Annotated in this window: 14 protein-coding genes; 8 read left to right on the forward strand and 6 right to left on the reverse strand. The window is 39.3% G+C overall.

The window, feature by feature from the left end:
* The first annotated feature begins 2 nt into the window (after positions 1–2).
* Positions 3–467: a thioredoxin-dependent thiol peroxidase gene (gene bcp, locus GM920_RS10745; RefSeq protein WP_182956912.1), complete on the forward strand. Its 465-nt coding sequence runs from the start codon at positions 3–5 to the stop codon at positions 465–467.
* 24 nt (positions 468–491) lie between these two features.
* Here the strand turns inward: bcp and GM920_RS10750 are convergent, their stop codons facing one another.
* Together GM920_RS10750 and GM920_RS10755 are read right to left on the reverse strand one after the other, a co-directional pair.
* A complete protein-coding gene (locus GM920_RS10750) occupies positions 492–2015 on the reverse strand; it encodes a response regulator (RefSeq protein WP_182956915.1) in 1524 nt (507 codons plus the stop codon).
* A 248-nt stretch (positions 2016–2263) separates the two neighbouring features.
* Positions 2264–3547 (reverse strand): sugar MFS transporter, encoded by a 1284-nt coding sequence (locus tag GM920_RS10755; protein ID WP_182956918.1) that lies wholly within the window; start codon positions 3545–3547, stop codon positions 2264–2266.
* 253 nt (positions 3548–3800) lie between these two features.
* Between GM920_RS10755 and GM920_RS10760 the strand changes: the two genes are divergently transcribed.
* Genes GM920_RS10760 through GM920_RS10785 form a run of 6 tightly spaced genes read left to right on the forward strand, consistent with a single transcriptional unit; the run spans position 3801 to position 8562 of the window.
* On the forward strand, positions 3801–4646 hold the full coding sequence (locus GM920_RS10760) for a transketolase (protein WP_182956921.1): 846 nt from the start codon (positions 3801–3803) through the stop codon (positions 4644–4646).
* Between the two features lie 2 nt (positions 4647–4648).
* Entirely contained in the window at positions 4649–5608 is a 960-nt protein-coding gene (locus GM920_RS10765; RefSeq protein ID WP_182956923.1) for a transketolase family protein, read from the forward strand.
* Between the two features lie 53 nt (positions 5609–5661).
* A complete protein-coding gene (locus GM920_RS10770; RefSeq protein WP_182956926.1) occupies positions 5662–6222 on the forward strand; it encodes an RNA polymerase sigma factor in 561 nt (186 codons plus the stop codon).
* 33 nt (positions 6223–6255) lie between these two features.
* Complete coding sequence (locus tag GM920_RS10775; protein WP_182956929.1) at positions 6256–6852, forward strand: hypothetical protein; 597 nt, start codon at positions 6256–6258, stop codon at positions 6850–6852.
* Positions 6853–6897: 45 nt separating this feature from the next.
* Positions 6898–7350 (forward strand): hypothetical protein, encoded by a 453-nt coding sequence (locus tag GM920_RS10780; RefSeq protein WP_182956931.1) that lies wholly within the window; start codon positions 6898–6900, stop codon positions 7348–7350.
* A 15-nt stretch (positions 7351–7365) separates the two neighbouring features.
* Entirely contained in the window at positions 7366–8562 is a 1197-nt protein-coding gene (locus GM920_RS10785; RefSeq protein ID WP_182956934.1) for an aspartate aminotransferase family protein, read from the forward strand.
* On the opposite strand, the gene GM920_RS10790 is transcribed toward GM920_RS10785, so the two are convergent.
* The 4 genes from GM920_RS10790 to GM920_RS10805 form a co-directional block, all read right to left on the reverse strand.
* Positions 8559–9479: a DUF58 domain-containing protein gene (locus tag GM920_RS10790; RefSeq protein WP_182956937.1), complete on the reverse strand. Its 921-nt coding sequence runs from the start codon at positions 9477–9479 to the stop codon at positions 8559–8561. The genes GM920_RS10785 and GM920_RS10790 overlap by 4 nt on opposite strands.
* A 67-nt stretch (positions 9480–9546) precedes the next feature.
* Positions 9547–9864: a thioredoxin gene (gene trxA, locus GM920_RS10795; RefSeq protein ID WP_062550270.1), complete on the reverse strand. Its 318-nt coding sequence runs from the start codon at positions 9862–9864 to the stop codon at positions 9547–9549.
* A 138-nt stretch (positions 9865–10002) separates the two neighbouring features.
* Positions 10003–14433: a DNA polymerase III subunit alpha gene (dnaE, locus tag GM920_RS10800; RefSeq protein WP_182956940.1), complete on the reverse strand. Its 4431-nt coding sequence runs from the start codon at positions 14431–14433 to the stop codon at positions 10003–10005.
* A 117-nt stretch (positions 14434–14550) separates the two neighbouring features.
* The gene (locus tag GM920_RS10805) at positions 14551–15048 is read right to left on the reverse strand and encodes a lipocalin family protein (protein ID WP_235964499.1); all 498 of its coding nucleotides are present in this window, start codon (positions 15046–15048) and stop codon (positions 14551–14553) included.
* Positions 15049–15296: 248 nt separating this feature from the next.
* On the opposite strand from GM920_RS10805, the gene GM920_RS10810 reads away from it, so the two are divergent.
* Entirely contained in the window at positions 15297–16235 is a 939-nt protein-coding gene (locus tag GM920_RS10810; protein ID WP_182956943.1) for a malate dehydrogenase, read from the forward strand.

Genomic DNA, 16235 nt, shown 5'->3' on the forward strand with positions numbered 1-16235 from the left:
TTATGAGTGAATTAACAGCAGGTCAAACCGCACCTGATTTTACCGCAAATGATCAGGATGGAAATACGGTTTCCTTAAACCAGTTCAAAGGAAAAAAAGTGGTGCTTTATTTTTACCCAAAAGACAATACTCCAGGCTGTACAACGGAGGCCTGTGATTTTAGGGACAATTACCAGGGCTTAGTGGCTAAAGGGATTGTAGTATTGGGTGTAAGTGTGGATGACGAAAAATCTCACCAGAAATTTGCCAGCAAATACGACTTACCTTTTACACTGATTGCTGATCCAGATAAAAAGATCGTAGAAGCTTATGGTGTTTGGGGAGAGAAGAATATGTATGGTAAAAAATATATGGGTACCAATAGAAAAACATTTCTGATTGATGAACATGGCGTAATTACACATATTATTGCCAAAGTAGATACGAAGAATGCTACTGCCCAGGTATTGGAATTGCTAAATGCCTAATCACAGATAAATGAAAAGCCAGATTTAGGACTTGTTGACTGTAACCGTACTAGATCTGGCTTTTTCTATGATCATTTCTATCTTTTGATACAACTCCGAAGCGTTAAACGGTTTAGAGATGTAGTCATTCATTCCAATTTTGAGACATTTTTCCAATTCTCCCTCAATGGTATGGGCAGTCATTGCAACAATTGGGATTTCTCCCTTGTCGCCCTCCATCTTTCTAATGATCCGCGTCGTTTCATAACCGTCCAACTCTGGCATTTGTAAGTCCATCAAAATGACATCAAATGATTGTTTTCCATATTCTTCCAAAGCGATTCTACCGTTGCTAGCTACTGTGATCTCATAGCCCTGGTTTTCCAGCACTTTAATCACCAATAACTGATTGATCGGGTTGTCTTCTACAATCAATACTTTAATCCCTTTACCGTTCTGTACTATGGGTTGTTGGAATCTGTTACTGGTTTTCATGGTTTGTTTTTTCACCTCATCTGATACTTTTCCGAAATCTATGGTAAAATAAAAATCAGAGCCTTTCCCTAAAACACTCTCCAAAGCCACTTCTCCTCCCTGTAATTCTACAAGTCGCTTTACAATACTTAATCCTAATCCTGTTCCAGCGTATCTTCTAGAGGTATCACTCGTCACCTGCTCAAAGAAATCAAATACACTTTGTTGCTTGTTTACTGGAATTCCAATACCTGTATCATGTACCTTAAATGCGATAGTGATGCGATCTGCTTGCTCCTTCATTACTTTTAAGGAGATTTTCACTTCCCCTTTCTCCGTAAATTTAATCGCATTAGAAGTCAGGTTTAACAAAATCTGACCTAAGCGAACGGCATCACCACTCAATACTTCAGGCAACGTATCCGGGATCTCATAACTAAAATTCAGGTCTTTGCATTTTGCACCCTGCTCCATCATTCTATAAATGGAATGTACGCTATCTTTTAAGGTAAAAGGAAGCTGCTGAAAATTGATATCTCCAGCTTCCAGGCGGGAAAAATCCAGAATATCGTTGAGGATGGCCATCAACTGATCTGCAGATTTAATGATCATTTGTAGGGATTCATGGTGATCTTCATCGATCAGAGATTCCTCCAGCAACCGTGCAAAACCCATAATTCCATTCATCGGAGTTCGGATTTCGTGACTGATATTGACCAGAAAAATTTGCTTTGCCTTTTCGGAAGATCCCCGGATTTCTTGTTCTTTAATCAGGTCCTGTGCTAAGCGGCTTAACTCTTTATTTTTAAGTTCCAGCATTTGCTGAAGCCCCTCAACAGTTGTGGCCTGAAAACCCGATTTAGGGATTTTATTAGGCTTTAAGGCCTGCTTAACCTGTCTGATAAGGATATAGCCTAAAATTAGCATGATTATTCCTGAAACCATGGAGACCCAGGTACGGAGTTGTTGGTTTTCTGCAGCAAGGAGCACCCAAAAGCTGATCGCCATGCATAGCAAAATCAGGGACACTAAAAGATACAATGTCCCCAAAACAGGAACAATATTCACCCTCTTTTTAAAGGTAGAAATATCCATACAAAAAGATTAAAGTTATGCCCCCCGACAAACTACAAGAACAAAAATACTAATTTACCTAGTATTAACTTGTTCACAACAAGCATTCATTTTGTTCAGTATTAACAAGATACTTACCGTATTAGGAAAATTAGCGCAATAAAGAACAATCAGACTTCGTTTCAGGAAATTTAGCTTTTAAACAAAAAAAGGGAAAAACTTGCGCTTCTCCCTTTTTTAAATGCTGTTTTAACAGCTATAAATTTACATTATCCTTTAGAACGGACTTTATGACCCAACACGGCGAAATACCAGATGTATAAGTAACAAGGTAGCACGCTAACAAAGAATGCCAATTGGAAATCCATGTGTAGATAATCTTTTAAATAACCATAAATCAATGGCCAAACTGCACCACCGGCGATACCCATCACCATAATGGCTGATCCGGTTTTAGTGAATTTACCAAGCCCTTTGATCCCTAATGGGAAGATTGCAGGCCACATTAATGAATTCGCCAGTCCTAGTAAGCCTACGAAAATAACGGAAGTGTAACCATGCGTTAAATAAGCACCGCATACGAAAGCTACGCCTAAAATTGCGCAGATTTTTAAGGCAAACTGCTGAGTAATATATTTTGGGATCACAATAATACCAACCACATAACCTACCAACATACTCGCTAAAGTAAGGGTGGTAAAGTATTTGGCAATATCAGCGCTGATGCCTAATGCTTTTCCATATACACCGATGATATCACCTGCCATTACTTCTGCAGCTACATAAACAAAGATACAGAATGCACCAAGGAACAAGTGAGGGAATTGGAAGATAGAGGTTTTAGTTACTTTTACTCCACCATCAATTACTTCATCCTCTTTATCTACATCAACTTCCGGCAGGTTAGTAAATTTAATAAATATGGCAAATAGTGTAAAAACAATCGCCAATACGATATAAGGTGTATGAACACGTCCCAATACTTCTTCTAATAAAACTTCACGCTCTGCAAATGTAGTCGCTGCATCGGCGATTTTGGTTTCGATGGCACTTGCATTTTTAAGGAAAATAGAGCCCATGATGATGGGTACAATCACTCCTGCAAATTTATTACACAGTCCCATGATACTCATGCGTTTTGCTGCACTTTCTATTGGGCCAATGATACTGATGTATGGGTTAGAAGCGGTTTGCAATAGAGAAAGGGCTGCTCCCTGGATAAAAATACCTGTTAAGAACAATCCAAAGCTTCTCGTGTCCGCTGCAGGGATAAAGATTAAAGATCCAAATGCTAAGATCAGTAAGCCGATAATAATTCCGTTTTTAAAACCCAATTTTTTTAAAATCCATGAGGAAGGAAGGGCCAGGAAGAAATAGGCGATATAAGATGCGAAGGTCACCAAAAAGGCTTCAAAGTCTGTTTTAAGTCCGCAAGCTATTTTTAGAAAGGGAATTAAGGTACTATTGGCCCAGGTTACAAAGCCAAAAATGAAGAATAAAGCCCCAATGGTTACTATGGGAGAAATTACTGATTTTTGTGTTTGGTTTGTCATGATTTAATTTGCGTATTTTTTGTTATCAACTTTTTGAAGTTTGGTTAGTATTTTTATCAAAATCGAACATAAAAGTTCCTAAAAATATAGAATTCTACGGGATTTCAAGCTTATATTACTAATTCGATAGAAAAAATAAAACAAAAAGCAGCCAATAGTTGTATTTCATGCCTTTCTACTGAACTTTAGCTTAAGATGTTACGTCCAAAGTATTTTTAATTACATTTGTCATATTAATCAACAACCCCAATTAATGAAACATACAATCAATGAATTAGAAGATATCGCCTCTCAAGTAAGAAGAGATATTGTTAGAATGGTGCACGGTTGCCAGTCAGGCCACCCCGGAGGATCATTAGGATGTGCAGACTTTATGACTGCATTGTATTTTGATGTCATGAACCACACTACTGATTTTAAAATGGATGGAATAGGAGAAGATTTATTCTTCCTTTCTAACGGACATATTTCACCAGTTTTCTATAGTGCCCTTGCAAGATCAGGATACTTCGAAGTGAGCGAATTGGCTACTTTCAGAAAATTAAATTCAAGATTACAAGGACATCCAACTACGCATGAGCACCTTCCAGGTATCAGAATTGCTTCAGGATCTCTGGGTCAAGGCATGTCTGTAGCAATTGGGGCTGCACAAGCGAAGAAATTAAATAAAGATCACTCTTTAGTATATGTTTTACTTGGAGATGGAGAATTACAAGAAGGCCAAAATTGGGAAGCCATCATGTATGCACCACATAATAAGGTAGACAATTTAATTGCTTCCATTGATTACAATGGACAACAAATTGATGGTCCTACAGAAAAAGTACTTTCCTTAGAAAGCTTACAGGCTAAATTCGAGGCTTTCGGATGGCATGTCATCACTTCTAATGGTAATGATATGGCTGATATTGTTAAAGCTTTACATTACGCTAAAACCTTAACAGGTAAAGGTAAGCCGATCTTAAACTTAATGAGTACCATCATGGGTAATGGTGTAGATTTCATGATGGGATCACACAAATGGCATGGTATTGCTCCAAATGATGAGCAACTTGCCGCAGCCTTAGCACAATTACCTTCTACCCTAAAAGACTATTAAGCATGAAAAAGTATACATATACTGAAAAGAAAGATACCCGTTCTGGTTTTGGAGCAGGATTACTTGAAGCAGGACAGAAAAACCCGGAAGTGGTTGCACTTTGCGCGGATTTAGTAGGTTCTTTGAAAATGGATGCCTTTATTAAGGAATTTCCAGAGCGCTTTTTCCAGATTGGTATTGCCGAAGCAAATATGATCGGTATTGCTGCTGGTTTAACCATTGGTGGAAAAGTACCTTTCACAGGAACTTTCGCTAACTTCTCTACAGGAAGGGTTTATGACCAGATCAGACAGTCTGTTGCTTATTCGAATAAAAACGTAAAAATCTGTGCTTCACATGCTGGTTTAACACTAGGTGAAGATGGTGCAACACACCAGATTTTAGAAGATATCGGTTTGATGAAAATGCTTCCAGGCATGACTGTCATCAATACCTGTGATTATAACCAAACTAAAGCAGCAACCATTGCCATCGCAGAATATGAAGGCCCTGTTTACCTACGTTTCGGCAGACCAGTAATTCCTGTATTTACCGATCCTGATCAGAAATTTGAAATTGGTAAAGCCTGGATGGTGAACGAAGGTACTGATGTTACTATCGTAGCTACCGGACACATGGTTTGGAAAGCAATTGAAGCTGGTGAGCAACTGGCAGAAATGGGAATTGATGCAGAAATCATCAATATTCATACCATTAAACCTTTAGATGAAGCGGCGATTTTAAAATCGTTGAAGAAAACAGGTTGTGTGGTAACTTGTGAAGAACACAATAAATTTGGTGGTCTTGGAGAAAGTGTAGCGAGATTATTGTCTACAGAACTTCCTTCACCTCAAGAATTTGTTGCTGTAAATGATAGCTTCGGTGAAAGCGGTACTCCTGATCAATTGATGACAAAGTACGGTTTGGATACGATTAATATCGTTGAAGCTGTTCAAAAAGTAATGAAAAGAGCCAATAAATAAGCCTTAAAGGCGTTTAGTATATCTGTCCAACGCTAACAGATTAAATATTATAAATGAAGCAGGTTGAAGATTCAGAAATTTTAGAGAAATTCTCCAACAAGGAGACTCGCAATGAAGCCTTTAACCTGCTTCTTCAAAAATACCAGCAAAAGATCTATTGGCACATCCGCCGATTGGTGATTGACCATGATGATACAGACGACCTGGTTCAGGAAGTTTTCGTGAAAGTCTGGAAAAACCTGGAGAAGTTCCGCAGCGATTCTAAGCTGTATACCTGGATCTATCGCATCGCCACTAATGAATCTATTACTTTTCTGAATAAAAAGAAACAACGCAACAATACGCCATTGGATGATGTTTCTGAAGAGCTTGCCGAAAGTCTGGTTGCTTCTTCTTATTTCAATGGGGATAAAATTCAGATGAAATTACAACAGGCATTGCTCACTTTACCTGAAAAACAACGTCTGATTTTTAACATGAAGTATTTCGATGACCTTAAATACGAGGAGATTTCGGAAATCACAGGTACCAGTGTAGGAGCCTTAAAAGCCTCTTTTCATATCGCTGTGAAGAAAGTTGAAACTTTTATGCTAAATGAAGACATTACCTTTTAAACCTTTTGCCCTGAAATCTATCAATATATAGCAATGAAAAATGATTTAGAAAATAGCGAATGGATGAACGAGGCCCCCCACCTGGCCGGGCTAAGCGTGAAACATCCTTTTTCTATTCCAGAAGGTTATTTTGAAGGGTTACCATCCGATATTCATGAAGCCATATTTTTAGATGGCCTGAAAACGGACAGCCCAACATCAGGATTTAAAACCCCTGAAGGTTACTTCGATTCACTTTCTACCAAGATACAGGCAGAAGTAGTTGGCTATACTGTACCTCAGGATTATTTCCAGCAATTACAACAAAAGATTGCAGCAAAGACTACAAATGAAAAGGTCGCAAAAACCATTCGTTTATGGCATTCCAAGGCGCTAAAGTATGCTTCCGCAGCCTGTTTCGTCCTGATCAGTGGATTGGGCGTGTATTTTTATCAAAATAACAATCATCCACCCATGCTTTCTGCCGATGCAGCAACCGAACAAATGCTTTTTGATATTGACGAAAATACCATTATAGATCACATTCAAGCAAATAGTCTGAGCCAGGAACATCCTTCTGTACCAGAGGCGGATTTAGAAAACTATATCCTCAGCAACTATAGCCAAAATGATATTGCCTCGGATTTATAATTCATGAATTGTTGATTGCTGCTTAAAAAATAAAAAACTACCCCGATGAAAAATATAGTTGTTGTCGCCCTTCTTTTTATGTTACCTTTTCTTGCTTCCGCACAAAAAACGGGAGAAAGGTCTGCTGAAATTGAAGCACTAAGGATTAGCTATTTAACCCAAAAACTAGATCTTTCTGAAGATGAGGCAAAGATTTTTTGGCCAATTTATAATGAGTTCCAAAAAGAACAATCTGCTTTACGTAAGGAAAGAGCTCAAAATATGATCAGCTTCAGAAAGATTACAGAAATCGACAATTTATCAGACACCGAAGTACAGAGCCTGATTGTGAATGAGCTGAATTTTAAACAAAGGGATCTGGCAATTGAGAAAAAGTATTATTATAAACTGAAATCAAGCTTACCGATCAAAACGGTTGGAAAATATTACCGTGCTCAGGAGACTTTTAAACGGGAACTCTTATCGAGATACAAAAATGGGAGGCCTGAGCGGAATTAATTTGTATTTTTGTGTATGCTAACACAACGTCAATTATTCCTTCAACATAACGCCCAGACTACACTAGAGCCACTTCTTTTAGAATTTACTAAAGCCAGCGGTATGTATCTTTATGATACTACAGGCAAAAAACACCTGGATTTAATTGCCGGTATTGGGGTTAGTAATGTTGGCCATTGCCACCCTGCCGTAGTCAATGCGGTAAAGGAACAAGTGGAAAACTACATGCACATTATGGTTTATGGAGAGTTTGTGCAGAGTCCACAGGTGAACTTTGCTAAAGCCTTAGCAGATGTACTTCCAAGTCATTTAAACTGCACATATTTCGTTAATTCCGGCGCAGAAGCCGTTGAAGGAGCGATGAAACTGGCCAAAAGATTTACCGGTCGTTCTGAAATCATTGCCTGCTATAATTCTTACCATGGCAGTACGCAAGGCGCTTTAAGCCTAATGGGCAACGAAGAATTTAAACAAGCCTACAGACCACTCCTTCCAGATATCAGTTTTATCAATTATAATGTTTTACCAGATCTGGATTTGATTACAGACCGCACTGCGGCTGTATTTATGGAAACAGTACAAGGCGAAGCAGGAATCAGAATTGCCGACCAGCATTATTTTGAGGCTTTAAGAGCCAAATGTACCGCCACAGGAACCTTATTGGTATTGGATGAAATTCAATGTGGCTTCGGACGTACTGGAAAGATGTTTGGTTTTGAACATTTTGGGATTAGTCCGGATATACTTTTATTAGCAAAAGGTATTGGAGGTGGTATGCCAATTGGTGCATTTATCAGCTCTACAGAGATCATGAGATCTTTGGCAACGAATCCTATCCTAGGACACATAACTACGTTTGGTGGTCATCCGGTAAGCTGTGCAGCAGGTTTAGCGACGCTACAGACGATCCAGAACGAGAATATTGTGGATGGTGTTACAGAAAAAGGAGCGTTATTTAAAAAACTATTGATTCACCCAGCTATCAAAGAGGTACGTGGACAAGGTTTGATGATGGCCATTGAATTTGAAAGTTTTGAGATCAATAAAAAAATCATTGATGCTTGTATTGCAGATGGTATCATCAGCGACTGGTTCCTTCACTGCAGCAATTCTATGCGTGTAGCTCCACCATTAATTATTACGGAAGCGGAAATTGAATATGCCTGCGAGGTAATTCTAAGAAATGTAACTGCAGTAGTTGGTTTCGCTTAACTCATTTTTTGTCTTTTGATCAGATAGGCCTCCAAAATAGGTTGAAATCCAGCAGCGATATCGGCATCGATCATGTCGATTTTGTATTGGCTGCATTTCAACTGGATGGCCTGTCTGTATTTACTCATTTTGGCTAAATAATCTGCTTTCAGGTTTGCCGAATGTGCTTTAATGGTAGCCCCCGTTTCCATATCTATAAATTCATAAGGACGGTTTTCGAAGTCGAAATCTACTTCCCTTGACTTATCCGTTACATTAAAAATCACCACTTCATGTTTGTTGAATTTCAGGTGTTGAAGCGCCGAGAACAAGGTTTCCAGATGCTCATCTCCTTGATCACTGTTCAACATATCACTAAAAATAACCACCAATGAGCGCTTATGGATGAGCTCTGCCACCTGATGTAGCGCTTGTGCGACCTTAGTCTGCACATTCATAGCTGTAGTATTTAGGGCTTGCTCCAAGTGACTAAACAAGTATTTCTGGTGTGTAGTTGTCGATTTGGCAGGTGTATTTAACAACAAATGGTCGGAAAATAGGCTGAGGCCGAAAGCATCCCTTTGTCTTTTCAATAAATAAATCAAAGCCGCAGTCGCTTGCACAGAAAAATTAAGTTTGTTGTATTCTCCTGAGGGGAAATACATAGAGGAAGAAACATCCACAATAAACTGACACCTAAGATTGGTTTCTTCTTCAAAACGTTTGCTAAAGAGCTTATCTGTTTTTGCAAAAAGCTTCCAGTCGATATTCTTTACGCTATCACCTACGTTATACAGTCGATGCTCGGCAAACTCCACAGAAAAACCGTGGAATGGACTTTTATGAAGGCCGGTTATGAAGCCTTCCACAACTTGTTTGGCTAATAATTCGAGATTGCCATTAAAAAGAGGTGCTTGCTCATCGATTGGATACTCCATAGGGTAAATATAAAAAAAGCGTTCATAAATCTATGAACGCTTTTTTAACTAGTATATGTTGAGTTGATTACAACTGTGCATCTAATTTTTGTGCCAATACTGATTTTGGAACAGCACCAACTTGTTTATCTACTACTTCACCGTTTTTGAAGAACAATAACGCTGGAATGTTGCGGATACCGAATTGAGTAGAAATCTGAGGGTTGTTGTCCACATTAACTTTACCTACGATCGCTTTTCCTTCGTATTCTTTTGAGATCTCGTCTACTACTGGTCCTACCATGCGACATGGACCACACCACTCTGCCCAAAAATCAACCAAAACGGGTTTATCTGATTTTAATACAACTTCCTCGAAGTTTGCATCTGTAATTTCCAAAGCCATAATTCTTATTTTTATTTAATTAGTTTTTTTATTGTATCGTGTATTTGTTTGAATCGGCAAATCTACTCTTTAAATTCAAACTCTATGCAAAGATATAATCAATTGTAATGCCATCACCCTGACAATGCCAAAATGACATTAGTTCAACTTAGGATTTACATTCAAAGCTGTTAACTGCTCCAAAAAGTCATTATTAGGATTAATCTTCAATGATTTAGAAGGCAACTTAACATTCACGTTTTGCTCTCTATCGTAAACATCAAATAACAGTTGACAGTTCTGATGATCGGTACTTGCTTTATTCTCTTCCAAAATGGCATTGATTTTCAACATAAAATCATCTGTAATCTTATCAATGGGCACCTGTATGGTTACACTCTTGGCCAATTTATCACGCAATTCGGACAATAGATGGATAGAAGTAATCTTAAATTCCCAATCACCTTCTTTCCGGAATCGCTCCCCTACTCTACCTCGTATCTGCAAGAAATATCCATCGGTAAGGAATTGCTTAAATTTGATGAAATCATCACCAAATAGCGCGAGTTCACAGGTATCCTCATAATCTTCAAAAACGATTGTTCCAAAAGGTTTTCCGGTTTTAGTCATCCTTTGCGCAGAAATCACTACCAATCCCCCTACTACAAGTTCTTTATTTTTGATGCCTTCAAACTCTGCCAGAACCTCCTCAGTAGAATCACCAGTTCTGATTTTATTGACTACAGAAAGATGTCTAACCTTATGTTGACAAAATTCTTTTAGTTCCAGCTTGTAGTTATCGAGCGGATGACCACTCAAGAAGATCCCGATGGCATCTTTCTCAAATTTCAACCTGTCGATCAGACTCCATTCCGGAGACACCGGTAAGCTAGGTTCATAAACCATATCCGAAGAAGATCCACCAAATAAGGAAGATTGCGCGGAAGATTCATTGTTCTGGAAATCATTCGCAAACTTAATCATCTTCTCTATACCGTTCATCTTGTCGTTAATGCCAACAAAGAAATATTGCGCTCTATGATAGCCAAAACCATCAAAAGCCCCACTATAGACAAAACTTTCGTAGGCTTTCTTATTTACCGTACGGGTATTGGAACGTTTGGCAAAGTCGTAAACGCTCTTATATTGACCACTTTCATTTCGGTCTATGATGATACTTTCTACCGCTTTCTCTCCTACACCTTTAATCCCCGACAAGCCAAAACGTACTTGTCCGCTGGTATTTACGGAGAATTTAGTGCCCGACTCGTTCACATCTGGTCCCAATACAGAAACACCCATCTGTTTGCATTCTTCCATAAAGAAAGCCACCTGCTTGATGTCACTCATGTTATTGGAAAGTACCGCAGCCATATATTCTGCCGGGTAATGTGCTTTTAAATATGCCGTTTGATAAGCAATCCAGGCATAACAGGTAGAGTGAGATTTGTTGAAAGCGTAAGAGGCAAATGCTTCCCAATCTTTCCAGATCTTCTCCAGCACAGTTGGATCATGTCCTTTCTCTGCTGCCTGAGCCACAAATTTAGGTTTCATTTTATCCAATACATCCTTTTGTTTCTTACCCATTGCCTTACGTAATACGTCGGCCTCACCTTTGGTAAATCCGGCAAGTTTCTGGGAAAGTAGCATCACCTGCTCTTGGTACACCGTAATTCCGTAGGTTTCTTTTAAATATTCTTCACAGGCGTCAAGGTCGTATTTAATCTCTTCCTCACCGTTTTTCCTGCGCACAAAGCTTGGAATATATTCCAGAGGTCCTGGACGATAAAGTGCGTTCATGGCAATTAAATCCCCGAAAACGGTGGGTTTTAGTTCCTTCATGTACTTCTGCATCCCGTTAGACTCGTACTGGAAGATTCCGATAGTTTCTCCACGCTGGAACAGCTCATAAGTCTTCGCATCATCAATCGGGAAACTATCCGGATCAAGATCGATCTTATGTCTGAATTTTACCAGCTTCACAGTATCCTTAATCAGGGTCAATGTTTTTAACCCTAAAAAGTCCATTTTCAGCAAGCCCGCGCTTTCTACTACGGAGTTGTCAAATTGGGTTACATATAGATCTGAATCTTTGGCTGTAGCCACCGGCACAAAGTTCGTGATGTCACTTGGTGTAATGATTACCCCACAAGCATGAATCCCTGTATTTCTTAAAGAACCTTCCAGGATTTGCGCTTGTTCCAGTGTTTTTGCACCCAGATCATTGGCCCCTGCTAAAGACTTTAATTCTACTACTTTTTCATATTCATCTGCTCGAAGCGCCCCTCTAAGGGTCTTTTCATCCAGTGTAAATATTTTAGCCAGCTTCATATTGGGAATCAACTTGGCAATTTTCTCTGCCTCATAAAGTGGCAAATCCAATACCCTTGCAGTATCCTTCACAGAAGATTTGGCCGCCATCGTACCGTAGGTGATGATCTGTGCCACTTGGTTGGCTCCGTATTTATTAATTACGTAGTCCATTACCCTTCCACGTCCCTCATCATCAAAATCGATGTCAATATCGGGCATGGAAACACGGTCAGGATTCAGGAAACGCTCAAATAGCAAATCGTATTTAATCGGGTCAATGTTGGTAATCCACAAACAATAAGCTACTGCTGAACCAGCAGCAGATCCCCTTCCCGGACCTACAGACACATCCAATTCCCTTGCCTTGGCAATAAAATCCTGAACAATCAAAAAGTATCCCGGATACCCGGTTTTCTCAATTGTTTGTAATTCGAAGTCCAGACGTTCGGCAATATCATCCGTGATGATTCCATAACGTTTTTTAGCCCCTTCATAGGTCAGGTGGCGTAAATATTTATTTTCCCCTCTTTTCCCCCCGTCTTCTTCGTCTTCTTTGACCAGGAACTCTTCAGAAATATCGAACTTAGGTAAAAGGACTTCTCGGGCAAGTTTGTAGATTTCAATCTTATCTACAATTTCCTGTATGTTGATAATTGCCTCTGGTAAATCGGCAAAAAGGTTTTTCATTTCTTCAGGAGTTTTGAAATAATACTCCTGATTTGGTAAACCAAAACGGTATCCTCTACCACGCCCGATAGGTGTAGCTTGTTTTTCGCCGTCTTTTACACACAATAAAATATCGTGGGCATTGGCATCCTTTTTATTAATATAATAGGTATTGTTGGTGGCGATTACCTTTACATCATGTTTTTTAGCCAAAGCAACTAAAGAAACATTGACAATATCTTCATCTTCCTGACTATGACGCATCACTTCAATGTAGAAATCTTCGCCAAATTGTGATTTCCACCATAGTAATGCTTCTTCGGCTTGTTTCTCACCCAGATTCAACAATTTGCTGGAAATCTCACCGTATAAATTACCTGATAACACGATAATATCATCTTTATACTGTTCAATAACTGCTTTATCGATGCGGGGGATATAATAAAATCCTTTCGTATAAGCGATAGAAGACATTTTTGCCAGGTTGTGGTAGCCCTGTTTGTTCTTCGCCAGTAATACCACCTGGTAGCCGTCGTCTTTTCTTTTTTTATCTAAATGATCGTCACATACAAAGAATTCACAGCCTACAATAGGTTTTATGATCACTTCATCAGGTGTTTCTCCTTTTTCAATGGCTTCTTTGTTTCTAGCTTCTACTCCTTTATTATGGTTCAGAATCTGCGCCACAAAATGAAAAGCACCCATCATATTCGCATGATCGGTCATCGCTACTGCCGGCATTTTATGTGCTGCTGTAGCTTTAATTAAAGAGGGAATATTGATGGTGGATTGAAGTACAGAAAACTGCGTATGGTTGTGTAAATGAGCAAATGCGACATTGGCCAACTCCTGCTTGTTCTCTTCCAGAGTCTTTTTAGATACTTTCGGAGCTTCGGTTTTTTGCAGGCGTTTTCTGATTTCCTCAGAAGCTGATTTTAGGTTTACATGGTTTAAACCAATCCTTTCTATTGTCCCAGGATTTCTAGCGTTAAAGGATGGGATATAGTTGGCATCCGCTTGTAATTGCTCCAGCGAAAACACCTCCATTTTGATCAGTTGCAAAAAGCAACGCGTGGTTGCTTCCACATCTGCAGTGGCATTGTGAGCTTCAGAAAAAGGAGTACCAAAAAGGTATTGGTGTAATTCTGTAAGTGTTGGCAGCTTAAACTTGCCTCCACGACCTCCGGGAATGCGCAATAACTCGGCAGTCACCTCAGTACATGTATCCAGGACAGGCATCGTGGCCATCGGACTTTCTACCCCTAAACGGTGAAACTCACAGCCCATAATGTTGACATCAAAACCTACATTTTGTCCGACAACAAATTTAGACTTTGATAGCGCAAGATTAAATTTCTCTAATACCTCTGCCAAAGAAATACCTTGCTCATCCGCTAATTCAGTAGAAATACCGTGAATTCGCTCTGCATCATAAGGTATGTTGAAGCCTTCAGGCTTGACCAAATAATCCTGATGTTCGATCAGATTTCCAAGCGCATCATGTAACTGCCATGCAATTTGAATACATCTGGGCCAATTATCCGTATCGGTAATGGGCGCATTCCAATTGCGTGGCAATCCCGTCGTTTCGGTATCAAAAATCAAATACATAGCTAGGTAATTAGAAAATCGTCTTTTTAGAAATCAATATGATTGATCAAAAATACGGAAATTTCCATTCTTCCTGTAATTGACTTGGCGAATTTTTACACAGAAAGGCGGTAATCTTTACATAGAATGGACTACCGGAATCGGACCTGAAGCTTTGTGCTCCTGAGAAACCAGTTTACTGGTATCGTAACCCTTTTTATGACAGCGCTCTATAATTTCCGCGAGCAATGTTTCGGGAATATTAGGCTTTCTAGCCATAATGAAAAGGTATTTAAATTTCGGATGGCCAACCACCACATAAGAGTAATCCTCAGCAAGTTCTATCACCCAATAATCTACTTTAACGGGCCAGATAAATTCGGCTTTGAAACGGGCATTTCTACTGCCACGTACAACAAACAATTTGGACCTGAAATACTTTTGCTTATCCTCACCCATTACCTTGTAGCCCGTAAAAACAGCATAATAACCATCAGGATGGATCACGTAGGTCTCCACCGTTTGACGCCAGTGCTTATCAATGAAAGTCGGTATCGAATATAAAGAGTACCACTTCCCTGCATACAACATGATATCAACTTTTTCAACAGGTACATTATCCATAATAGGGTTCATTAGTTTGCGACTATTAAGCAAATGTAAATTCTTTATCATAAAACCAGCAAGGTTGAAGAAAGTTTTAAAAAGCATTTTTAAAACTGCCCAAATTTTATAACTTCGGCAGGAAGGCTACCCTTATCAGGTTTGCTTTAATAATTAATTATATTGTAAATTACTTTATCAATGCGCTTTTAAAAACAATAGATTTAACCCCTTTAAGTAGGTCAAAACCTGCTTATAATTAAAATAAAATTAGATTCATTATGAAAATAACGGTTGTAGGTGCCGGCGCTGTAGGTGCCACTTGTGCAGATAATATTGCCAGAAAAGAATTAGCAGAAGAGCTTGTTTTATTAGACATCAAAGAAGGTTTTGCTGAAGGCAAGGCAATAGACATGATGCAAACGGCCACTCTATTGGGCTTTGATACAAAAATAAAAGGGGTAACAAATGATTATAGTCAGACTGCAGGATCTACTGTAGCCATAATCACTTCCGGACTACCACGTAAACCTGGGATGACCCGTGAAGAATTGATCGGAATCAATGCAGGTATCGTGAAGGGTGTGGCAGAAAACATTCTTAAATACTCTCCAGAGGCCATCATTATCGTGATCAGCAATCCTATGGACACGATGACCTACCTGGCCCTAAAATCATTAGGATTACCTAAAAACAGAATCATTGGAATGGGTGGCACTTTAGATAGCGCCCGATTTAAATATTACTTAAGCGTTGCCTTAAACTGCAATTCAAATGACCTTCAAGGTTTTGTGATTGGAGGCCACGGAGATACCACCATGATCCCATTAACCCGTTATGCCACTTATCAAAGTTTACCAGTAACTGAGTTATTGGATCAAGCAGTATTGGATAAAGTAGCTGCAGATACCATGGTTGGTGGAGCTACCTTAACTGGCTTATTAGGTACTTCAGCCTGGTATGCGCCAGGAGCAGCAGGTGCTGCTTTGGTAGAAAGTATTGTACGTGATGAAAAGAAATTATTTACCTGCTGTGTAGCCCTTGATGGCGAGTACGGTCAGAAGGACATCTGTTTAGGTGTTCCGGTAATTGTTGGCCGTAATGGTTGGGAAAAGGTAATAGATTATAAATTGAATGCGGAAGAACAAGCTTCCTTTAATAAAAGTGCGGATGCTGTTCGTGCCATGAACAGCGTTCTACACGACATGAAACTAGTTTAA

This window comes from Pedobacter gandavensis (assembly GCF_014172405.1).
Classification (GTDB): domain Bacteria; phylum Bacteroidota; class Bacteroidia; order Sphingobacteriales; family Sphingobacteriaceae; genus Pedobacter; species Pedobacter gandavensis.

Bases quoted from the DNA above. Each gene is read 5' to 3' on its own strand.
- bcp (WP_182956912.1), top strand. From the start codon at position 3: ATGAGTGAATTAACAGCAGGTCAAACCGCACCTGATTTTACCGCAAAT.
- GM920_RS10750 (WP_182956915.1), bottom strand. From the start codon at position 2,015: ATGGATATTTCTACCTTTAAAAAGAGGGTGAATATTGTTCCTGTTTTG.
- GM920_RS10755 (WP_182956918.1), bottom strand. From the start codon at position 3,547: ATGACAAACCAAACACAAAAATCAGTAATTTCTCCCATAGTAACCATT.
- GM920_RS10760 (WP_182956921.1), top strand. From the start codon at position 3,801: ATGAAACATACAATCAATGAATTAGAAGATATCGCCTCTCAAGTAAGA.
- GM920_RS10765 (WP_182956923.1), top strand. From the start codon at position 4,649: ATGAAAAAGTATACATATACTGAAAAGAAAGATACCCGTTCTGGTTTT.
- GM920_RS10770 (WP_182956926.1), top strand. From the start codon at position 5,662: ATGAAGCAGGTTGAAGATTCAGAAATTTTAGAGAAATTCTCCAACAAG.
- GM920_RS10775 (WP_182956929.1), top strand. From the start codon at position 6,256: ATGAAAAATGATTTAGAAAATAGCGAATGGATGAACGAGGCCCCCCAC.
- GM920_RS10780 (WP_182956931.1), top strand. From the start codon at position 6,898: ATGAAAAATATAGTTGTTGTCGCCCTTCTTTTTATGTTACCTTTTCTT.
- GM920_RS10785 (WP_182956934.1), top strand. From the start codon at position 7,366: ATGCTAACACAACGTCAATTATTCCTTCAACATAACGCCCAGACTACA.
- GM920_RS10790 (WP_182956937.1), bottom strand. From the start codon at position 9,479: ATGGAGTATCCAATCGATGAGCAAGCACCTCTTTTTAATGGCAATCTC.
- trxA (WP_062550270.1), bottom strand. From the start codon at position 9,864: ATGGCTTTGGAAATTACAGATGCAAACTTCGAGGAAGTTGTATTAAAA.
- dnaE (WP_182956940.1), bottom strand. From the start codon at position 14,433: ATGTATTTGATTTTTGATACCGAAACGACGGGATTGCCACGCAATTGG.
- GM920_RS10805 (WP_235964499.1), bottom strand. From the start codon at position 15,048: ATGAACCCTATTATGGATAATGTACCTGTTGAAAAAGTTGATATCATG.
- GM920_RS10810 (WP_182956943.1), top strand. From the start codon at position 15,297: ATGAAAATAACGGTTGTAGGTGCCGGCGCTGTAGGTGCCACTTGTGCA.